Genomic DNA, 15519 nt, shown 5'->3' on the forward strand with positions numbered 1-15519 from the left:
GGGAAGACGCGCGCGGGAGGGAGGTGGCGCCGAACCAGACCACGAAGGTCCGGCCCGACGCCTGCCGCACAAGATGGGGGCATCTTGCTTGGCCCTGCTAAACCCCGCACAAGCCCTTAGGTTCCGCAACGATTTTACACAAAACCGCTGGATGACCGCAGATAGGGCGTTGGCACGGCGGCCCTGGGGCCTGCCGTGCCGCAGTCAGGCAGATCAGCCAGCCACGTGGGGCGTATAGAGCAGCGGAATCTGCGGAATGTCGATGAACGCGCCGGCTCCATCGAGAAGCATGCGGATGGCGACATAGAGGATGAGCACAAGGCCGACCCAGGCGATCCAGCGGAAGCGATGCAGCAGGCGGGCGATAAAGGTTGCGGCGACGCCCATCAGGACGACAGAGAGCACAAGTCCGAAGATCAGCGCTTCGATGTGGTGCTGGGCCGCACCCGCGACAGCGAGCACGTTATCGAGCGACATCGACACGTCGGCGATGATGATCTGGATCGCGGCCTGACGCAGGCTCTTGCGCGGCGCCTTGCCCGCTACGGTGCCATCGGCGTTGTGATCGGCATCGGCGAGCGCCTCGGTGGCTTCGGCTTCGAGCTCGTGCGGCACCGACAATTCGCGGTACATCTTCCAGCACACCCACAAAAGCAGCAGGCCGCCGCCAATGAGCAGCCCGCCGCCCAGCGCGAGCAGTTCGGTGGTGATCAGCGCAAAGACAATGCGCAAAACGGTGGCTGCCGCGATACCGATCAGGATGGCGCGCTTGCGCAGCTCCGGCGCAAGGCCGGCGGCGGCCAGCCCGATGACAACGGCATTATCGCCCGCAAGAACCAGATCGATGACGATGACCTGGGCAAGAGAACTGAAAAAACTGGGATCGAACCCGAACATGACGACTCGCCCGATGGTTGAGAAAGGGGATTAACGGGTGTCGTCTATATGCCCATTGCGACCGTGCGCAAGCCGCCTTTGGCGCGCAATCGCCAAGAAGGGGCGCAATAAGGCAGGAAAACAGGGGGAATTAGGGAGCGTATCGGGGGCAACAGGGAGGCGGGCCGAAAGAGGATGAGGCTTGGGCAAGGAGGGGAGGGAGCCCAAGCCTCTGCAACGCTGATAGTGGGGCAACCGCGTTGCGCCGGCCAAAATGGACGATGACCCGCCCAGATCAATGTGCGTTTGGTCGCAGGGGCGGAAAAGGTGGGGCGAGCGCCAGAGGTCGCAGCGCTCAAGCCCCTGTAGCGCCGTCGTTTCCGGCTGGCGCTACATTCGGTGAGCCGCTCCCAGGAGCGGCAGGAGGATCAGGTCAGCGGCCGGGGCGGCCGCTCGGTCGTATAGGACTGCGCCGGAGCAGGACGGCCCTGTTCGCCCTCGTAGGTGGCAAAGATATGCTCGGGAACCCGCGCCGAAACGGTGTAGCTCATCAGACACCATGGGCAACGGACCGCGGCAGAAGGCCGGGGGCCAGCGCATGACTGACAGACCCTACGGGCAGACATGATTATCCTCCTGGATCACCCGGTTTTCCGGGAAATCGACACTAACACTGTTGAAAAGGAAGAGCGGCCAGCCGCTCGCACCCAACATGGGACAAAATTTTTAAAAATCAAGGTGTTAAGGCCGGATCGGGCGTGCCGGTCATGGGACCTTGGTCTTAGGGCATCTGATTGAATCGGGTCCGGGCTCCAGGTCATCGTTTGTCGCGCTCTGGGTAAGGTTGAGGTCGAAAGGCTGAATTACCCCTCAAAGCTCGCGGAAAGGTCAGCGCATATTTTCAATAGTCCTGTTTTATGGAATTCAGTCCCATCAGAATTTATGTGGAAATCAATTGAAAAAGTCAGGATAGCCAGTTGGATCGATGGGTAGAGCTATCAGGCATTATTTTTTTCAATCCTGTATTATGAGAAAATTCAGTGTTGACCTTTCCGGCCGTAGAGCTAGATTGCCTGGCATCAAGCAGGGGAGGGGAAATGACCGGGTTTGACGCATTGCTGACCGAGCAGGATCGGCGGGTGTTTGCGCTGTCAGGGCAGGGCGCGCGGGCGGGCTTGGGGCGCAAGCCGGCCCTGATGGTCATTGACGTGAGCTACGCCTTTTGTGGCGACACCGACGAGCCGATTGTCGACTCGGTGAAGAAGTGGCGGCTCAGCTGTGGGCATGAGGCCTGGGCGGCTCTGCCCCGTATCGCGAAAACAATTGAAGCTGCCCGCGCCAAGGGGCTGCCGGTGATCTATACAAAGTCGGGACGGAAGCGCAAAGACGGGTTCGACGGAGGGGCCTGGGGCTGGAAAGACCAGCGCATCGCCGAAGATGCCGCCAGCACGATCGATCCGCACCAGATCATGCCGCAGGTGGCGCCCGAGCCAAGCGACATCGTTATCGAAAAGCTCAAGCCGAGCGGCTTTTCCGGAACCGCGCTGCCGTCGTTCCTGACGCAGTTGGGTGTTGATTCCCTGATCCTGACCGGTTGCACGACCAGCGGCTGCGTACGGGCGACCGCCGTGGACGCCTTCAGCCTCAATTATCGGGTTACCGTGGTCGAAGACGGTTGCTTTGACCGCTATCAGGCATCCCACACGATGAGCCTGTTCGACATGAACGCCAAATATGCGGATGTCGTCGGCCATGAGGAGGCCATTGGCCTCATGACAGCATTGCCATCCGGACTGTTCGATCTGCCGGAAGGCTGAATACCCCCGAGGACCTGAGGAGGAGACCTTATGAAGGGTTTGGGTACGCTGGCGCGACGGATCGCACCAGCCGTGATGCTGGCTGTCTGCCTGACCGGCGGTGCAGCGATGGCACAGGACGATTTCTACGCAGGCAAAACGATCAGGATCCTTGTGGGGTTCGCGCCGGGTGGCGGATACGATCTCTATGGTCGCATCGCATCGGAATTTTTGCCCAATTATATTCCAGGCAAACCGGACGTGATTGTCGAAAACATGCCGGGCGCGGGAGGGAGGACCGCGGCCCAGTATCTCTACGCCATCGCGCCACAGGACGGGACGGCCATCGGGGTCATGGTGCAATCGATCGCGGTGGATAGCCTGATCGGTGAAGTGCAACTCGATGCCGCCAAGTTCCAGGCGATTGGCCGGTTCACCTCCAACTACGAATTTGGCGTGAGCTGGCATGAGGCCGAGGCACAATCGTTTGCCGACGCGCAGCAGGTGCCGGTGACCTTTGCCTCGACCGGCGCCGGGTCGGCGTCGAGCTTTGTGCCCGCAATGCTCAACGATATCGCGGGTACGCAGTTTCAGGTGATCCAGGGCTATACGTCCGGACTGGAACTTGCGCTGGAGCAGGGCGAAGCGGATGCCATGATGATCGGCCTGCCGATCCTGCGCGCCGGACGGCAGGACTGGCTCAACGAGGGCAAGATCAATTTCCTGTGGCAACTCGCCAACCAGCCTCACCCCGACTATCCGGACGTGCCGGCTGTCGGACAGTTGGGCGAGAGCGAACTGGAAAAAACCATGCTCCAACTGGTCGCCGACGCTTCGGATGTGGGGCGCTCACTGTTCGCCCCGCCCAACGTACCTCGGGAGCGCATCGAAATCCTGCAACGGGCTTTCGATGCGATGGTCAATGACCCCGAGTTCATCCGGGTGGCGGCAGAGCGCAACATGGAACTCGATCCAGCCACGGGCGAAGCGCTTCAAGCCATCATTGATCGCCAGATGAGCGCCGGTGACGATGTGGTGGATCTGGCCAGGAGCTATATTTCGGCCAGGTAGCTCAAGGCGAGACTGAATTGGAGCAAGGCGGTGTTCGGAGACGGACGCCGCTTTTTGATTATAATTGTTAACGAGCTTTCGGTAATCTATTCAACGAATAATTGGATACGGATCAGACTGTATGCTTCGAGGTGTCGCGATGAGGCCACGAGATAGTCGATCAGGGGGGACGGCGGCGATGGTTCCGTCTCTTGTATTCACGATGATCGCATTTGTGGCGACCTTCGTCATTGTCCATCCGCAAAATACCACCGGCGAGGTGGGGTTGGTGTTCGCACCGTGGGTCAGTGAAGCAGAGGCCAATGCGGCGGTGCTTCGGGCAGGAGGCCGGATCGCGGGCCCCGGCCGCTGGTCGAACGCAGTCATTGCATATGTCGCCGATCCTGATTTTTACATGCGCGTCCGGGAAGAGGGAGCCTGGTTCAGCGTGGTTGCATCGGCGCTTTGCGCGCCACCCGACAATTTTGGATGAAGGACGGGATCAGATGACGCTTGACCAATTGCGCACGAAAGGCGCGATCGCGCTTGCGGGCACAGCGTTGCTGATTGCCGTTTGGGTGGCCGTGACCGACTGGGTACGGTTTGGTGTCCCCGGCGCTTCAACCGGCCTTGCGCTGCTCTCTTGCGGTGCCCTTGCCGTTGGATATTTCTTCTATCGCGGCGGGCTGGCATTCCGTTTTCTAGCAGTTTCCGTGCTGATGGCCGAAGTGATGGCGCTGCTCGTGGTGATGCGGGGCAGCCCTTATCAGATCGATATGCATATGGCGTTTTTTGCAGCCCTCGCCATGTGCGGTCTTTTGTATGACGTCCGTGCGATTTTGCTCGGAACCGCACTTGTGGCGGTGCACCATCTGGGCGCGGGGATGCTGTGGAGCGATCTGGTCTTCTACGGCGGTGGCGGGCTTGAGCGGGTTGTGCTGCATGCCATCATTCTCGTGGCGGAAGCTGTCGCGCTGATCTGGCTGACCCGCAATACGCAAAGTCTGCTGTCTTTTGCCCAGGACCGGTCCCGCGAGGCCGATCATGAAGCCGGTGAGGCTCGCAGGCAGGCACTGGCGCTTGAACAGACTTCGGCAGAAAACCGGGAACGCAGCGAACGCCTGTCGGCGTTTCAGGATGATTTCCGCACGGTGATCGAAGCCGCGCTCGAAGGTGATTTTTCCAAGGCCATGACATTGGGCGACGCGGGGGAGGAGCTCACCGAGCTTGCCCAATCAGTCAACCAGCTGATCGGGACCATTGATGACGGGCTCCGCGAAACTGGCGAGGTGCTTGGTGCCCTTGCCAATACCGACCTGACGCCCCGTGTTTCGGGAGACTATCAGGGGGCGTTTGCGCGCCTCAAGACCGACACCAACGCCGTGGCGGAAAAGCTCTGCGAGATTGTGGTGGAGCTGCGAGGAGCCTCGGGAACCCTCAAACATTCGACGGGGGAAATCCTGTCGGGTTCCAATGATTTGTCCGAGCGCACGACGCGACAGGCGGCGACCATCGAGGAAACCTCGGCGGCGATGGAGCAGTTGGCAGTAACCGTAATGGACAACGCAAGGCGGGCCGAGGAAGCGAGCCGGACCGCTGCATCGGTGACCCGCTCGGCCGAGGACGGCGGGCAGGTGATGGACGCTGCCAACAGCGCCATGGAGCGGATTTCGTCGGCCTCTAGGCGCGTTTCGGAGATCATCAAGATGATCGACGATATCGCATTTCAGACAAACCTGCTGGCGCTCAACGCTTCGGTGGAAGCGGCGCGAGCCGGGGAGGCCGGCAAGGGGTTCGCCGTCGTCGCAATCGAAGTCAGGAGGCTGGCCCAGAGCGCAGCGGATGCGTCATCGGAGATCAAGGGATTGATCGAGCAAAGCGCCGTCGAAGTTGATGGCGGCATGAAGCTGGTGATCGAAGCTGCCGAAAAGCTCAGGGGAATGCTCGAAGCGGCACGCACCAATACGCGACAGATGGAGATGATTGCCCGGGACAGTGGTGAACAGGCTTCGGCCATCGATGAGGTCAACATCGCTGTACGGCAGATGGATGAAATGACTCACCAGAACGCCGCCCTCGTCGAACAGATCAATGCCACCATCGCCCGGACGGAGGAACAGGCCGGTGCACTGGACAATATTGTCGAAATCTTCCGGCTTGATGCCCAAAAGGCGGACGCCTCAACCGACCGGACCATCGAGGTGGGCGATGCTCGCCAGTTGCAAAACAGCATTCGCCGGGCGGCAGCAAACTATCTTAATCACGGTGCTGCGGTTGCGGCTGTGGATAAGGATTGGGATATGTAAATCCCTCGGGGAGCAGCCCCTGCGGGCGCTCCCCCAGATGGGGATATGTGCAGTGGCGCAGGCCTAGTTGGCTGAGGCGCTCGCGGCAGGTTCAGCGTCCTCATCGGCCGGTGCCCGATCAAGCGGATAGGTCTCGGCGTTGTAGAGATCGACAATTTGCGCGCCGTTGTAGCGCCGTTCGTTGACTTCCAGATAAGCGCCGCGCAGGGCGATCGGCGGCATATCCTCGATGGCGAAGCGAACGGCTTCGGCGGCTGACTCGAAACGCTGATAGCGCACGCGACGCGGAGCGAGGCCACCCCGGCCCGGGAAAAGTTCGGCGGGAGCGGAATAATCGATGTGGTTCATGGTATCAAAATCCTTTGCGGTCGGGTAACGGGCGCGGACACGCACAGGCATTTCCCTGTAGCCGTTCGCGCTCGGCTGTCACCGATGAAATAAGAAAATCTGCGCTGCCCGGCGCAGGCCTGGATGTATTGGCTGCGAAAAAACTAAGGGCAGGAGCATTGCGGTGCTCTCTGCGCAGTTCATCCCGGCAATGAAACGGATTTTTATTGAAGCAGCACAGCAGATATGGGCGCTCTGGTGCGGTTATTCAAGGTGCTGATTGCCGCATTTCCTTGGGGATCAGTTGTTTTCGGAGAGTGTGCTGGTACGTTGCCGGAGGTCAGCAATAAAATCCGATGATTTGACCACGAGGAATGTTGCCGACCGGGTGGCGGTGTGAATGTTCAGGCGCTCCGACGCAAAGGCGGGGGTCAATTCAATGCTCAGAATGTCGCGCAAGGGAAACGAAAAGGCGATTGCGGGTTCGCGCTTGCGACCGGCTTTTACTTGCGAAAAACTCAGGTCATCGGACGAAAGATCGAGATTGCCCGAGACCCACGTGCCGTTGCTGCGCTTGATCATCCAGGTCACCGCCGGCAACAGCAGCCAGCGCCAAAGGGGAATGCGGAACCCGGCGGGGAGAGGCTGAAGCCATGCGCAGGGTATCGATTGGATTGGGGCTGCGGCAACCATGGAGCTGATCCCGAATGAAGTCTGGAAACGATCGAGTCGATCCGCGATTTTGACCTCTAGCAGAGCTTACGGCATTGAAAACGCTGATCGTTGGCGACCCCGGCAGGATTCGAACCTGCGACCAATAGCTTAGAAGGCTACTGCTCTGTCCAGCTGAGCTACGGGGCCGTGGGGCCCCTCTAGCGCAAATGAAACGGTTTGTCAGCGCTAAAGGGTTGACTTTACCCGGCCACAGGTCGATATGAGCGCCATGCCGTGCGCTGCCGCGTGAGCAGCCTTGCCGCCATTTGGGTGGCTCAAGTCCGGCATGAAATTTCCAAATAGTTCCCACATCACGCGGGGTGCTGACGGGGCCGACGCGCCAGGGACAATGTGGTTCCCGACGTTTGGCTGGCCTTGCAACCGCTTTGGCATGCGCGCTCCCGCATTCGGGCAGCGCGAGATGTCTTCTTTCATGCCGGACGCCGCGAGACGGCGGGCCGCAAAGGATACCATTTGACCGATTTTCAGGCCCTTGGCCTCAATACCCATCTTCTCAAGACGCTCTCCAATCTTGGCTATACCGCGCCGACGCCGATCCAGGCCAAGGCGATCCCGCTGGCCCTCGAAGGCCGCGACGTGATGGGCCTTGCCCAGACCGGAACAGGCAAGACCGCTGCGTTCGGCCTGCCGCTGATCCAGCATCTTGCGGCCCAGCCGGGCAAGCCCGTACCGAAAACCTGCAAGGCTTTGATCCTCGCACCGACCCGCGAACTGGTGAACCAGATTGCCCTCAATCTGCGGGCGCTGGCCAAGGGCGGCCCGATCAAGGTGAACTCCGTGGTCGGCGGCATGTCGATCGGTGCGCAGATCAAGGCGCTGTCGTTCGGCACCGATATCGTGGTGGCGACGCCGGGCCGACTGCTCGATCTCGTCAAGCGCCAGGCCATCCGGCTGGATTCGGCAAAGCACCTCGTGCTCGACGAAGCCGACCAGATGCTCGATCTGGGCTTTATCCATGTGCTGCGCGATATTTCGCGCCTCGTGGGCCAGCCGCGCCAGACCATGCTGTTTTCGGCAACCATGCCCAAGCAGATGAATGAGATTGCCGCCGCTTATCTGACGGACCCCGTGCGGGTGGAAGTGTCCCCTCCGGGCCGCACCGCCGACAAGATCGCCCAGTCGGTGCATTTCGTCGACGGCGGCAACAAGCTGGCGACGCTCAAGGACTTGCTGGGCCGCGAAGAGGAAGCCCTTTCGCTGGTGTTTTCGCGCACCAAGCATGGTGCGGAAAAGCTGAGCAAGACCTTGCAGGCAGCCGGTTTTGAAACCGGGTCGATCCACGGCAACAAGAGCCAGGGCCAGCGCGACCGCACACTGAAAGCCTTCCGCAACGGGGACATCCGCGTGCTGGTGGCCACGGACGTGGCGGCGCGGGGCATCGATATTCCCGGGGTCAGCCACGTTTACAATTACGACCTGCCCCAAGTGGCTGAAAACTACGTCCACCGCATCGGGCGGACGGCGCGGGCCGGGGCATCGGGCGAAGCTGTTGCCCTGTGCAGCGCCGAAGATTACGGCCTGCTGCTGGCGATTGAAAAGCTCACTGGCAAGACTGTCGAAACGGCAGGCGGCGAGCGCCCCGAACGTGCACCGCGTGGCTCGAAGGCCAATAAGCCTGGCCGGAACCGGGCGCGTGGACCCAAGCCGGCCGGTGCAGGACGCGGACCGGGCAAGCCCGAGCGCGCCTTTGATCCGATGAAGGCCGCGACCCAGCGCAACCGCAAGAAGCAGCGCGCCCGTCGCGCCACGGAAGCCGCATAGTCTTCAGCGTTTTAGTGCTTGTACATTGAACAGCCCGCGCCGGAAACGGTGCGGGCCTTTTGCTGGGTGAGCGGTATGCGACTTTGGTCGTATTGGGCTCTTGACATCGATTACAGAATACCATGACATGCTGTAATCGATTGCAGGGCAATGTTTGGAGGATTTGCAATCGATTACATTTAGGGCTGCGGACCGCTGTGAGACCTCGCAGCCGACGGAGGAGAAGGGGGCAGGGAGGCCGCCTTCGAGCAACCCTGGGAGGGGATTGAGATGAAGAACTTTGCCGTGGCCGCATCCTTTGCGGTCGCCCTGATGAGTTCGACTGCCGCCATGGCCGCCGATCTTGAAGTGACCCATTGGTGGACATCGGCAGGTGAGGCTGCTGCTGTCGCCGAATTTGCCCGGGTGTTTGAGGAAGAGACCGGCAATAAGTGGGTCGACAGCGCGCTGTCGGGTTCGGGCACCGGCGCAAACCCCGTCATCATCAGCCGCATTCTGGGCGGCAATCCGATGGGCGCGACCCAGATGAACACGGGCCGTGACGCTGAGGAACTGATCCAGGCCGGGCTGATGCGCGACCTCACCGACATCGCCGACGAAATGGATATCAAGAGCTTTTTCGTCGACGAGTCGCTGCTGGAGCCCTGCACCTATGAGGGGCGCATCTATTGCTTCCCGGTGAACATCCACTCCTGGGACTGGCTGTGGCTTTCGACCGCTGCCTACGACACAATCGGCCAGCCGGTGCCCACTAACTGGGACGAATATGTCGCCAGTTGGCCCGCGTTGCAGGAGGCTGGAATCCTGCCGTTCGGGTTGGCCACCGGCTGGCCGATTTCCGGGGTTCCCGGCGTGCTGATGGCCGGTATCGGCGGATCGGACCTCGTGATCGACGTCAACCGCGACAAGGACGCGGACGCGGTGCGCGGGCCGGAATTCCGCAAGGTGGCCGAGGCGATGGACGCCCTGCGTTCGGTGGTCGGTCCCGAGATGATGGTGCCCACCTTCGGTGACGTGGGCAACCAGTTGCTGGCCGGTGAAGCGGCGGGCAATATCCACGGCGACTGGCTGCAGGGCGACTTGCAGGTGGCTGGCGGCGTGCCCGGCGAGGATTACGAATGCCTGCCCGGCCTGGGCATGAACGATCAGCTGACCGGTGGCGGGGACTCGTTTTATTTCCCCATCCTGCCCGCAGGGACTGACCCGGCGGTGATCGAAGCGCAGACCGAACTGGCGCGGCTGCTGATTTCGCCCGAGGCGCAACTGGCCTTCAACCTCAAGAAGGGCTCGATGCCGATCCGCACCGATATCGATCTGGACGGCGCCAATGCCTGCATGAAAAAGGCCATAGTGCTGCTCGATAACGGCTTGCTGCCATCCGGTGACTTCGCTCTGTCCAGCGACACCCAGCAGCAACTCCAGGACCTTTCGATCGAGTTCATCGACAACGACGCCATCACCGTCGATGACTATGTCGAGCGCTACGCCTCCATCATCGAAACCGCCGACTGAGCGGGTTCGCGTCGAATTGGGCAGCGGCCAGCCATATCCCGGCTGGCCGGTGTCCGCACACGATGGAGGGTTTGAGTTTTGACCGACCTCACGGCCAGCGACCGCCAGACCCGGCAGGTGGGCTTCGCGCGCATCGCCCGGCAACTGTTCACCCGTAACCTTGCCGCCAAGATCGCCGCGACGCCCATGATCGCCACGGTGCTGATCGTCTTTATCGGCTGCACGTTATGGACCATCTGGTATTCGTTCACCAATTCCCGCCTGCTGCCGACTGGCAGTTTCGTCGGGTTCGATCAGTATCACCGGCTGTTCGGGACGTCGCGTTGGAACACATCGGTGCGCAACCTCGTCTGGTATGGCGGGTTTTCGCTGGTGTTCACGCTGTCGATCGGCTTCCTGCTTGCGGTGCTGATGGACCAGAAAATCCGGTTCGAAAGCGCTTTTCGCACCATCATGCTCTATCCGTTTGCGCTGTCGTTCATCGTGACCGGGCTGATCTGGCAATGGATCATGAACCCGACGCTGGGCTTGCAGGGCTCCATGCGGGGCCTGGGGTTCGAATGGTTCACCTTCGACTGGATCGCCCGTTCCGACATGGTGCTTTACGCCATGCTGATCGCGGGGCTGTGGCAGGGAACCGGGTTCGTGATGGTGTTGATGCTGGCCGGGCTGCGCAGTGTCGATGAGGAAATCTGGAAGGCAGCGCGGGTCGATGGCATTCCGGCCTGGCGGACCTACCTGTTTATCGTCCTGCCAATGATGCGCGGCGTGTTCATCACCGCCGTGGTGCTGGTCGGCTCGGGCATCGTGCGGCTGTACGATCTGGTCGTGGCGCTGACCAGCGGCGGGCCGGGGATTTCGTCGGAAGTGCCGGCCAAATACGTTTATGACTACATGTTCACCGCCGGAAACATCGGACAGGGCCTGGCCGCATCGACCATGATGCTGGTGACGGTGATGATTATCGTCGTGCCCTGGGCGTTTCTCGAATTTGGCGGGCGGGGGCGGCAATGAGCACACCAGCCCTTTCCACCGTTGTCTCGCCGCATGTGCTCAAGGGTCGTCCGGCCCTGCAGGGACCAGCCGGACCACGCCCCAAACCGTTCTTCACGCCCAAGCGGATCGTTCTTTATTCGATCCTGTTCGTGGCGTGTCTCTATTATCTGTTCCCGCTCTACGTGATGGTGATGACCTCGTTCAAAACCATGCCCGAAATCCGGTTCGGCAACATTTTTGCGCCCCCGCGCGAACTGAACGGCGAGGCGTGGGTGAAAGCCTGGACCTCGGCCTGTACGGGATTGACCTGTCAGGGATTGAGCCCAGGATTTTGGAATTCGGTGAAGATTCTGGTGCCCTCGGTGATCGTCTCGACGGCAGTCGCCGCGGTCAACGGCTATGCGCTGGTCAATTGGAGGTTTCGCGGATCGGAAATATTCTTTGCCGTGCTGATCTTCGGCTCGTTCATTCCCTATCAGGTGTTCCTCTATCCGCTGGTGATGATCACCCGCGAGTTGGGGATTTTCGGGACGATCTGGGCGGTGATCCTCGTGCATACCATTTTCGGGATGCCGATCCTGACGCTGCTGTTCCGCAACTATTTCGCCGCGCTGCCGCCGGAATTGTTCAAGGCGGCGCGGGTGGATGGCGCCGGGTTCTGGCGGATCTTTTTCGAGGTGATGCTGCCGATGAGTCTGCCCATCGTGGTGGTGGCGCTGATCCTGCAGGTGACGGGCATCTGGAACGATTTTCTGTTCGGCGTAGTGTTCGCCGGAACGCAGAATTACCCGATGACCGTGCAGCTCAACAACATCGTCAATTCGGCGCAGGGCAGCCCCGAATATAACGTCAACATGGCCGCAACCATGCTGACCGGGCTGGTGCCGTTGATCGTCTATTTCGTGTCGGGGCGCCTGTTCGTCCGTGGCGTTGCAGCGGGAGCGGTGAAGGGATGAATGACATGACCAGTTCTGCGGCGGCCTCGGTTTCGATCCGCGACCTCTCGCTCAGCTTCGGGGCGATGAAGGTGTTGCAGGAAATGAACCTCGACGTGGCCCATGGGGAATTTCTCGTGCTGCTGGGTCCGTCCGGGTGCGGAAAATCGACGCTTCTCAATTGCATTGCCGGATTGCTCGACGTGACCGGTGGGCAGATTTTTATCTCCGGCAAGAACGTGACCTGGGAGGAACCCAAGAACCGGGGCATCGGCATGGTGTTCCAGTCCTACGCGCTCTACCCGCAGATGACGGTGAAAAAGAACCTGTCCTTCGGGCTGCGGGTGGCGGGATTGCCCAGGGCGGAGATTGAAAAGCGCGTCGCCCGCGCCTCGGAAATGCTCCAGATCGAGCCGCTGCTCGACCGCAAGCCAGCCAATCTGTCCGGGGGGCAGCGCCAGCGGGTGGCCATCGGGCGGGCGCTGGTGCGCGACGTGGATGTGTTCCTGTTCGACGAACCGCTGTCCAACCTCGACGCCAAGCTGCGATCGGACCTGCGAGTGGAGATCAAGCGGCTGCATCAGCGGTTGGAAAACACGATGATCTACGTCACCCACGACCAGATCGAGGCGATGACGCTCGCCGACCGTATCGCCATCATGCGCGATGGCATCATCCAGCAGCTCGACACGCCCCATGAGATCTACAACCGCCCGGTCAATCTGTTTGTGGCCGGGTTCATTGGCTCGCCTTCGATGAATTTCATCAAGGGAACACTGCGGGACGGGGCGATCATCGTCGATGGAAAACCGCTGCCCCTCGACCGGTATGCCCTTGAGAGCAGGGGCGAACAACCAGCGGAGGTGGTGCTGGGCGTCCGGCCGGAACACGCCATGGTCGGGGACGCGGCACAAGAAATGCCGGTGGTCTTCGATACGGCGATCGAGATCGTCGAGCCCATGGGTTCGGACACCATCGCCTGGGCCCGGCTGGGCGAACAACCTTTCACCTTCCGCAGCGACACCGAACTGGGCCTGCGGGTTGGCGCGCCAATCAGGTTGGGTTTCGACCCGGCCCGCGCCTCGGTTTTCGATGCCGCAAGCGGCGAGCGCCTATAGGAGGCAAGATGACTGCATTTTCCTTTCAGCTTTACAGTGCCCGCAATTTTCCGCCCTGGTCGGATGTTTTGGCGATGCTCTCCCGGCTCGGCTATGCCAGCGTGGAAGGCTTTGGCGGGGTGTATGACGATCCCGAGGGGCTGCGGCGCCAACTCGATGCCAACGGGCTGACCATGCCCACCGGGCATTTCGGCCTCGAACAGTTGCGTGACCGCAAGGGGACGCTGGCCATCGCCAAAGCGTTGGGCATCGAAACGATCATCTGCCCGTATATTGCCGAGGAGCATTGGCGCCAGCCCGACGCCGACTGGGTGGCGCTGGCCAAAGAGGTGGGCGAACAGGCAAAGGCTTATAAGGGCGAAGGGTTCGGGTTCGCCTGGCACAACCACCATTTTGAATTCTGGCCCCTCGACAGCGGGCGGGTGCCCATGGAGATCATGCTGGCGGAAGCGCCGGAGGCCGATTGGGAAATCGATGTGGCTTGGGTGATACGGGGAGGAGCCGATCCGGAGAGGTGGATCGGGGACTATGGAAAGCGCATTGTTGCCGTTCATCTCAAGGACATAGCGCCAGAAGATGAATCAGAAGACGAGGACGGTTGGGCCGATCTGGGGCACGGTACGGTGCCGTGGAAAAAATTGTTCGTCGAGATCAGGGACAAAACGCCAGCGAAACATTTCATCATGGAACACGACAACCCCAATGATCTCGAACGCTTTGCCGCGCGGTCCCTCGCGACGGCGAACAGCCTTTAGGACGGCAACATGACCAAGACTTACGGCGTCGGCATTCTAGGGGCCGGCAATATTTCCGCTGCCTATCTCAAGCTGGCCCCGCTGTTCAAAGGCATCGAAATGCGGGCAATCGCCGATATCGTGCCCGATGCGGCGCGGGTGCGGGCAGAGGAATTCGGGGTGGGGGCACAAACGCCCGACGAACTGCTGGCCAATCCCGATATCGACGTGGTGGTGAACCTGACCATTCCCGAAGCCCATTACCGGACGACGCGGGACATCATCGGGGCGGGCAAACACGCCTATTCGGAAAAGCCGCTGGTGCTCAGCCTCGATGAAGGGGAGGATTTGCGACGTCGGGCTGCTGCCGCCGGGGTCGAGGTGGGCTGTGCGCCGGATACGTTTCTGGGCGGAGCGCATCAGCAGGCGCGGGCGCTGGTTGATGAGGGGGCGATCGGGGAGGTGGTCTCGGGCACCTGCCACGTCATGAGCTATGGGCTGGAGCACTGGCACCCCAACCCGGACTTCTTCTTTAAACCGGGGGCCGGGCCGGTGCTCGATATCGGGCCGTATTATGTAGCCAATCTGATCAATCTGATCGGACCGGTGCGTAGGGTGACGGCGTTTGCTTCGACGCCGCATGACCGGCGGGAAATCACCAGTGAGCCGCGCCGGGGCGAGTTTGTGGAGGTGACGACGCCGACCACCATCCACGCCGTGCTGGAATTTCACTCCGGCGCGCTCGTGACCCTGGGCGCATCCTGGGACGTGGAAGCCCACCAGCATGCCAATATGGAAATCTACGGCACCAAAGGATCGCTCTATCTGCCTGATCCGAACTTTTTCGGCGGCGACCTGGTGCTGGCCAGGCGTGACGGCGTGCGCGAGGCGGTTGCGCCGTGGAATCACCCGCTGGGCGTGGTCAACTGGGCGCATCCGGGCGACCCGCCCTATGCCAACTACCGTTCCGCCGGACTTGCGGATATGGTGCAGGCGATCGATGACGGACGCCGGCCAAGATGCTCGCTCGACACCACGCTCCACGCGGTGGACGTGATGACATCGATCCTGAAATCCGCCGAACGCGGAGAGGCGGTGGAGATGACCACCACCTGCGAGCGTCCGGACGCATTGGGGCCCGTCGAGGCGCAGGCCCTGTTGAAATAAGGGGCTGCTTGTCCGTGGCTGGGGGCAATCACGGATTTGAGCGGTCTCTTCGTCGCGGTGCATGGTGGGGGCCATGCGCCGCGACTTCCCCTCGCGCGTCGGAAGCGGGATCGGAAAAGGCCATCACTGTTCCGGACCAGCGGGGCTGATTCTGTGTAGAGGGACGCGCGACCTGTGCTTGACTGGTCTGGCGTGACGGGTATCGT

The 15519-nt window shown here is 61.2% G+C and carries 15 protein-coding genes and 1 tRNA gene; 11 read left to right on the forward strand and 5 right to left on the reverse strand.

Annotation, left to right across the window (positions count from 1 at the left end):
* Nucleotides 1-213 precede the first annotated feature (213 nt).
* Both VNS12_RS04055 and VNS12_RS04060 read right to left on the reverse strand, forming a co-directional pair.
* Nucleotides 214-897 carry a YjbE family putative metal transport protein gene (locus VNS12_RS04055; protein WP_325486563.1) on the reverse strand — a complete coding sequence of 228 codons (684 nt, stop codon included), beginning with the start codon at nt 895-897 and terminating at the stop codon, nt 214-216.
* Between the two features lie 407 nt (nt 898-1304).
* The gene (locus VNS12_RS04060; RefSeq protein ID WP_325486564.1) at nt 1305-1427 is read right to left on the reverse strand and encodes a hypothetical protein; all 123 of its coding nucleotides are present in this window, start codon (nt 1425-1427) and stop codon (nt 1305-1307) included.
* A gap of 546 nt (nt 1428-1973) precedes the next feature.
* Here VNS12_RS04060 and VNS12_RS04065 point away from each other — a divergent pair.
* The 4 genes from VNS12_RS04065 (at nt 1974) to VNS12_RS04080 (ending at nt 6028) form a co-directional block, all read left to right on the forward strand.
* Nucleotides 1974-2693, forward strand: coding sequence for a cysteine hydrolase family protein (locus VNS12_RS04065; RefSeq protein ID WP_325486565.1), 720 nt, complete (start codon nt 1974-1976; stop codon nt 2691-2693).
* Nucleotides 2694-2723: 30 nt separating this feature from the next.
* Nucleotides 2724-3743 carry a Bug family tripartite tricarboxylate transporter substrate binding protein gene (locus VNS12_RS04070; protein WP_325486566.1) on the forward strand — a complete coding sequence of 340 codons (1020 nt, stop codon included), beginning with the start codon at nt 2724-2726 and terminating at the stop codon, nt 3741-3743.
* Between the two features lie 178 nt (nt 3744-3921).
* Nucleotides 3922-4215 (forward strand): VOC family protein, encoded by a 294-nt coding sequence (locus tag VNS12_RS04075; protein ID WP_325486567.1) that lies wholly within the window; start codon nt 3922-3924, stop codon nt 4213-4215.
* A 13-nt stretch (nt 4216-4228) separates the two neighbouring features.
* Entirely contained in the window at nt 4229-6028 is a 1800-nt protein-coding gene (locus tag VNS12_RS04080; RefSeq protein ID WP_325486568.1) for a methyl-accepting chemotaxis protein, read from the forward strand.
* A gap of 63 nt (nt 6029-6091) precedes the next feature.
* Here VNS12_RS04080 and VNS12_RS04085 read toward each other — a convergent pair whose 3' ends face one another.
* From VNS12_RS04085 to VNS12_RS04095, 3 genes are all read right to left on the reverse strand, one after another.
* Nucleotides 6092-6376 (reverse strand): hypothetical protein, encoded by a 285-nt coding sequence (locus tag VNS12_RS04085; protein WP_325486569.1) that lies wholly within the window; start codon nt 6374-6376, stop codon nt 6092-6094.
* 279 nt (nt 6377-6655) lie between these two features.
* Complete coding sequence (locus tag VNS12_RS04090) at nt 6656-6937, reverse strand: hypothetical protein (RefSeq protein WP_325486570.1); 282 nt, start codon at nt 6935-6937, stop codon at nt 6656-6658.
* A gap of 202 nt (nt 6938-7139) precedes the next feature.
* A tRNA-Arg gene (locus tag VNS12_RS04095) sits at nt 7140-7216 on the reverse strand.
* A 327-nt stretch (nt 7217-7543) separates the two neighbouring features.
* Between VNS12_RS04095 and VNS12_RS04100 the strand changes: the two genes are divergently transcribed.
* From VNS12_RS04100 to VNS12_RS04130, 7 genes are all read left to right on the forward strand, one after another.
* The gene (locus tag VNS12_RS04100) at nt 7544-8851 is read left to right on the forward strand and encodes a DEAD/DEAH box helicase (protein ID WP_325486571.1); all 1308 of its coding nucleotides are present in this window, start codon (nt 7544-7546) and stop codon (nt 8849-8851) included.
* Nucleotides 8852-9121: 270 nt separating this feature from the next.
* Complete coding sequence (locus VNS12_RS04105) at nt 9122-10363, forward strand: ABC transporter substrate-binding protein (RefSeq protein ID WP_325486572.1); 1242 nt, start codon at nt 9122-9124, stop codon at nt 10361-10363.
* A 117-nt stretch (nt 10364-10480) separates the two neighbouring features.
* Complete coding sequence (locus VNS12_RS04110; protein WP_325486656.1) at nt 10481-11377, forward strand: carbohydrate ABC transporter permease; 897 nt, start codon at nt 10481-10483, stop codon at nt 11375-11377.
* Nucleotides 11374-12315 carry a carbohydrate ABC transporter permease gene (locus tag VNS12_RS04115; RefSeq protein WP_325486573.1) on the forward strand — a complete coding sequence of 314 codons (942 nt, stop codon included), beginning with the start codon at nt 11374-11376 and terminating at the stop codon, nt 12313-12315. Before VNS12_RS04110 ends, VNS12_RS04115 begins: the two co-directional genes overlap by 4 nt.
* 5 nt (nt 12316-12320) lie before the next feature.
* Nucleotides 12321-13412 (forward strand): ABC transporter ATP-binding protein, encoded by a 1092-nt coding sequence (locus tag VNS12_RS04120; RefSeq protein WP_325486574.1) that lies wholly within the window; start codon nt 12321-12323, stop codon nt 13410-13412.
* A gap of 8 nt (nt 13413-13420) precedes the next feature.
* Complete coding sequence (locus VNS12_RS04125) at nt 13421-14167, forward strand: sugar phosphate isomerase/epimerase family protein (RefSeq protein WP_325486575.1); 747 nt, start codon at nt 13421-13423, stop codon at nt 14165-14167.
* Between the two features lie 9 nt (nt 14168-14176).
* On the forward strand, nt 14177-15313 hold the full coding sequence (locus VNS12_RS04130) for a Gfo/Idh/MocA family protein (RefSeq protein ID WP_325486576.1): 1137 nt from the start codon (nt 14177-14179) through the stop codon (nt 15311-15313).
* The last annotated feature ends 206 nt before the right edge of the window (nt 15314-15519 follow it).

It is taken from the genome of Pelagibacterium sp., from assembly GCF_035555455.1.
Lineage (GTDB): Bacteria > Pseudomonadota > Alphaproteobacteria > Rhizobiales > Devosiaceae > Pelagibacterium.

Coding starts and splice junctions, on each gene's coding strand:
- VNS12_RS04055 (WP_325486563.1), bottom strand. CDS start 897: ATGTTCGGGTTCGATCCCAGTTTTTTCAGTTCTCTTGCCCAGGTCATC.
- VNS12_RS04060 (WP_325486564.1), bottom strand. CDS start 1,427: ATGAGCTACACCGTTTCGGCGCGGGTTCCCGAGCATATCTTTGCCACC.
- VNS12_RS04065 (WP_325486565.1), top strand. CDS start 1,974: ATGACCGGGTTTGACGCATTGCTGACCGAGCAGGATCGGCGGGTGTTT.
- VNS12_RS04070 (WP_325486566.1), top strand. CDS start 2,724: ATGAAGGGTTTGGGTACGCTGGCGCGACGGATCGCACCAGCCGTGATG.
- VNS12_RS04075 (WP_325486567.1), top strand. CDS start 3,922: ATGGTTCCGTCTCTTGTATTCACGATGATCGCATTTGTGGCGACCTTC.
- VNS12_RS04080 (WP_325486568.1), top strand. CDS start 4,229: ATGACGCTTGACCAATTGCGCACGAAAGGCGCGATCGCGCTTGCGGGC.
- VNS12_RS04085 (WP_325486569.1), bottom strand. CDS start 6,376: ATGAACCACATCGATTATTCCGCTCCCGCCGAACTTTTCCCGGGCCGG.
- VNS12_RS04090 (WP_325486570.1), bottom strand. CDS start 6,937: ATGATCAAGCGCAGCAACGGCACGTGGGTCTCGGGCAATCTCGATCTT.
- VNS12_RS04105 (WP_325486572.1), top strand. CDS start 9,122: ATGAAGAACTTTGCCGTGGCCGCATCCTTTGCGGTCGCCCTGATGAGT.
- VNS12_RS04115 (WP_325486573.1), top strand. CDS start 11,374: ATGAGCACACCAGCCCTTTCCACCGTTGTCTCGCCGCATGTGCTCAAG.
- VNS12_RS04120 (WP_325486574.1), top strand. CDS start 12,321: ATGACCAGTTCTGCGGCGGCCTCGGTTTCGATCCGCGACCTCTCGCTC.
- VNS12_RS04125 (WP_325486575.1), top strand. CDS start 13,421: ATGACTGCATTTTCCTTTCAGCTTTACAGTGCCCGCAATTTTCCGCCC.
- VNS12_RS04130 (WP_325486576.1), top strand. CDS start 14,177: ATGACCAAGACTTACGGCGTCGGCATTCTAGGGGCCGGCAATATTTCC.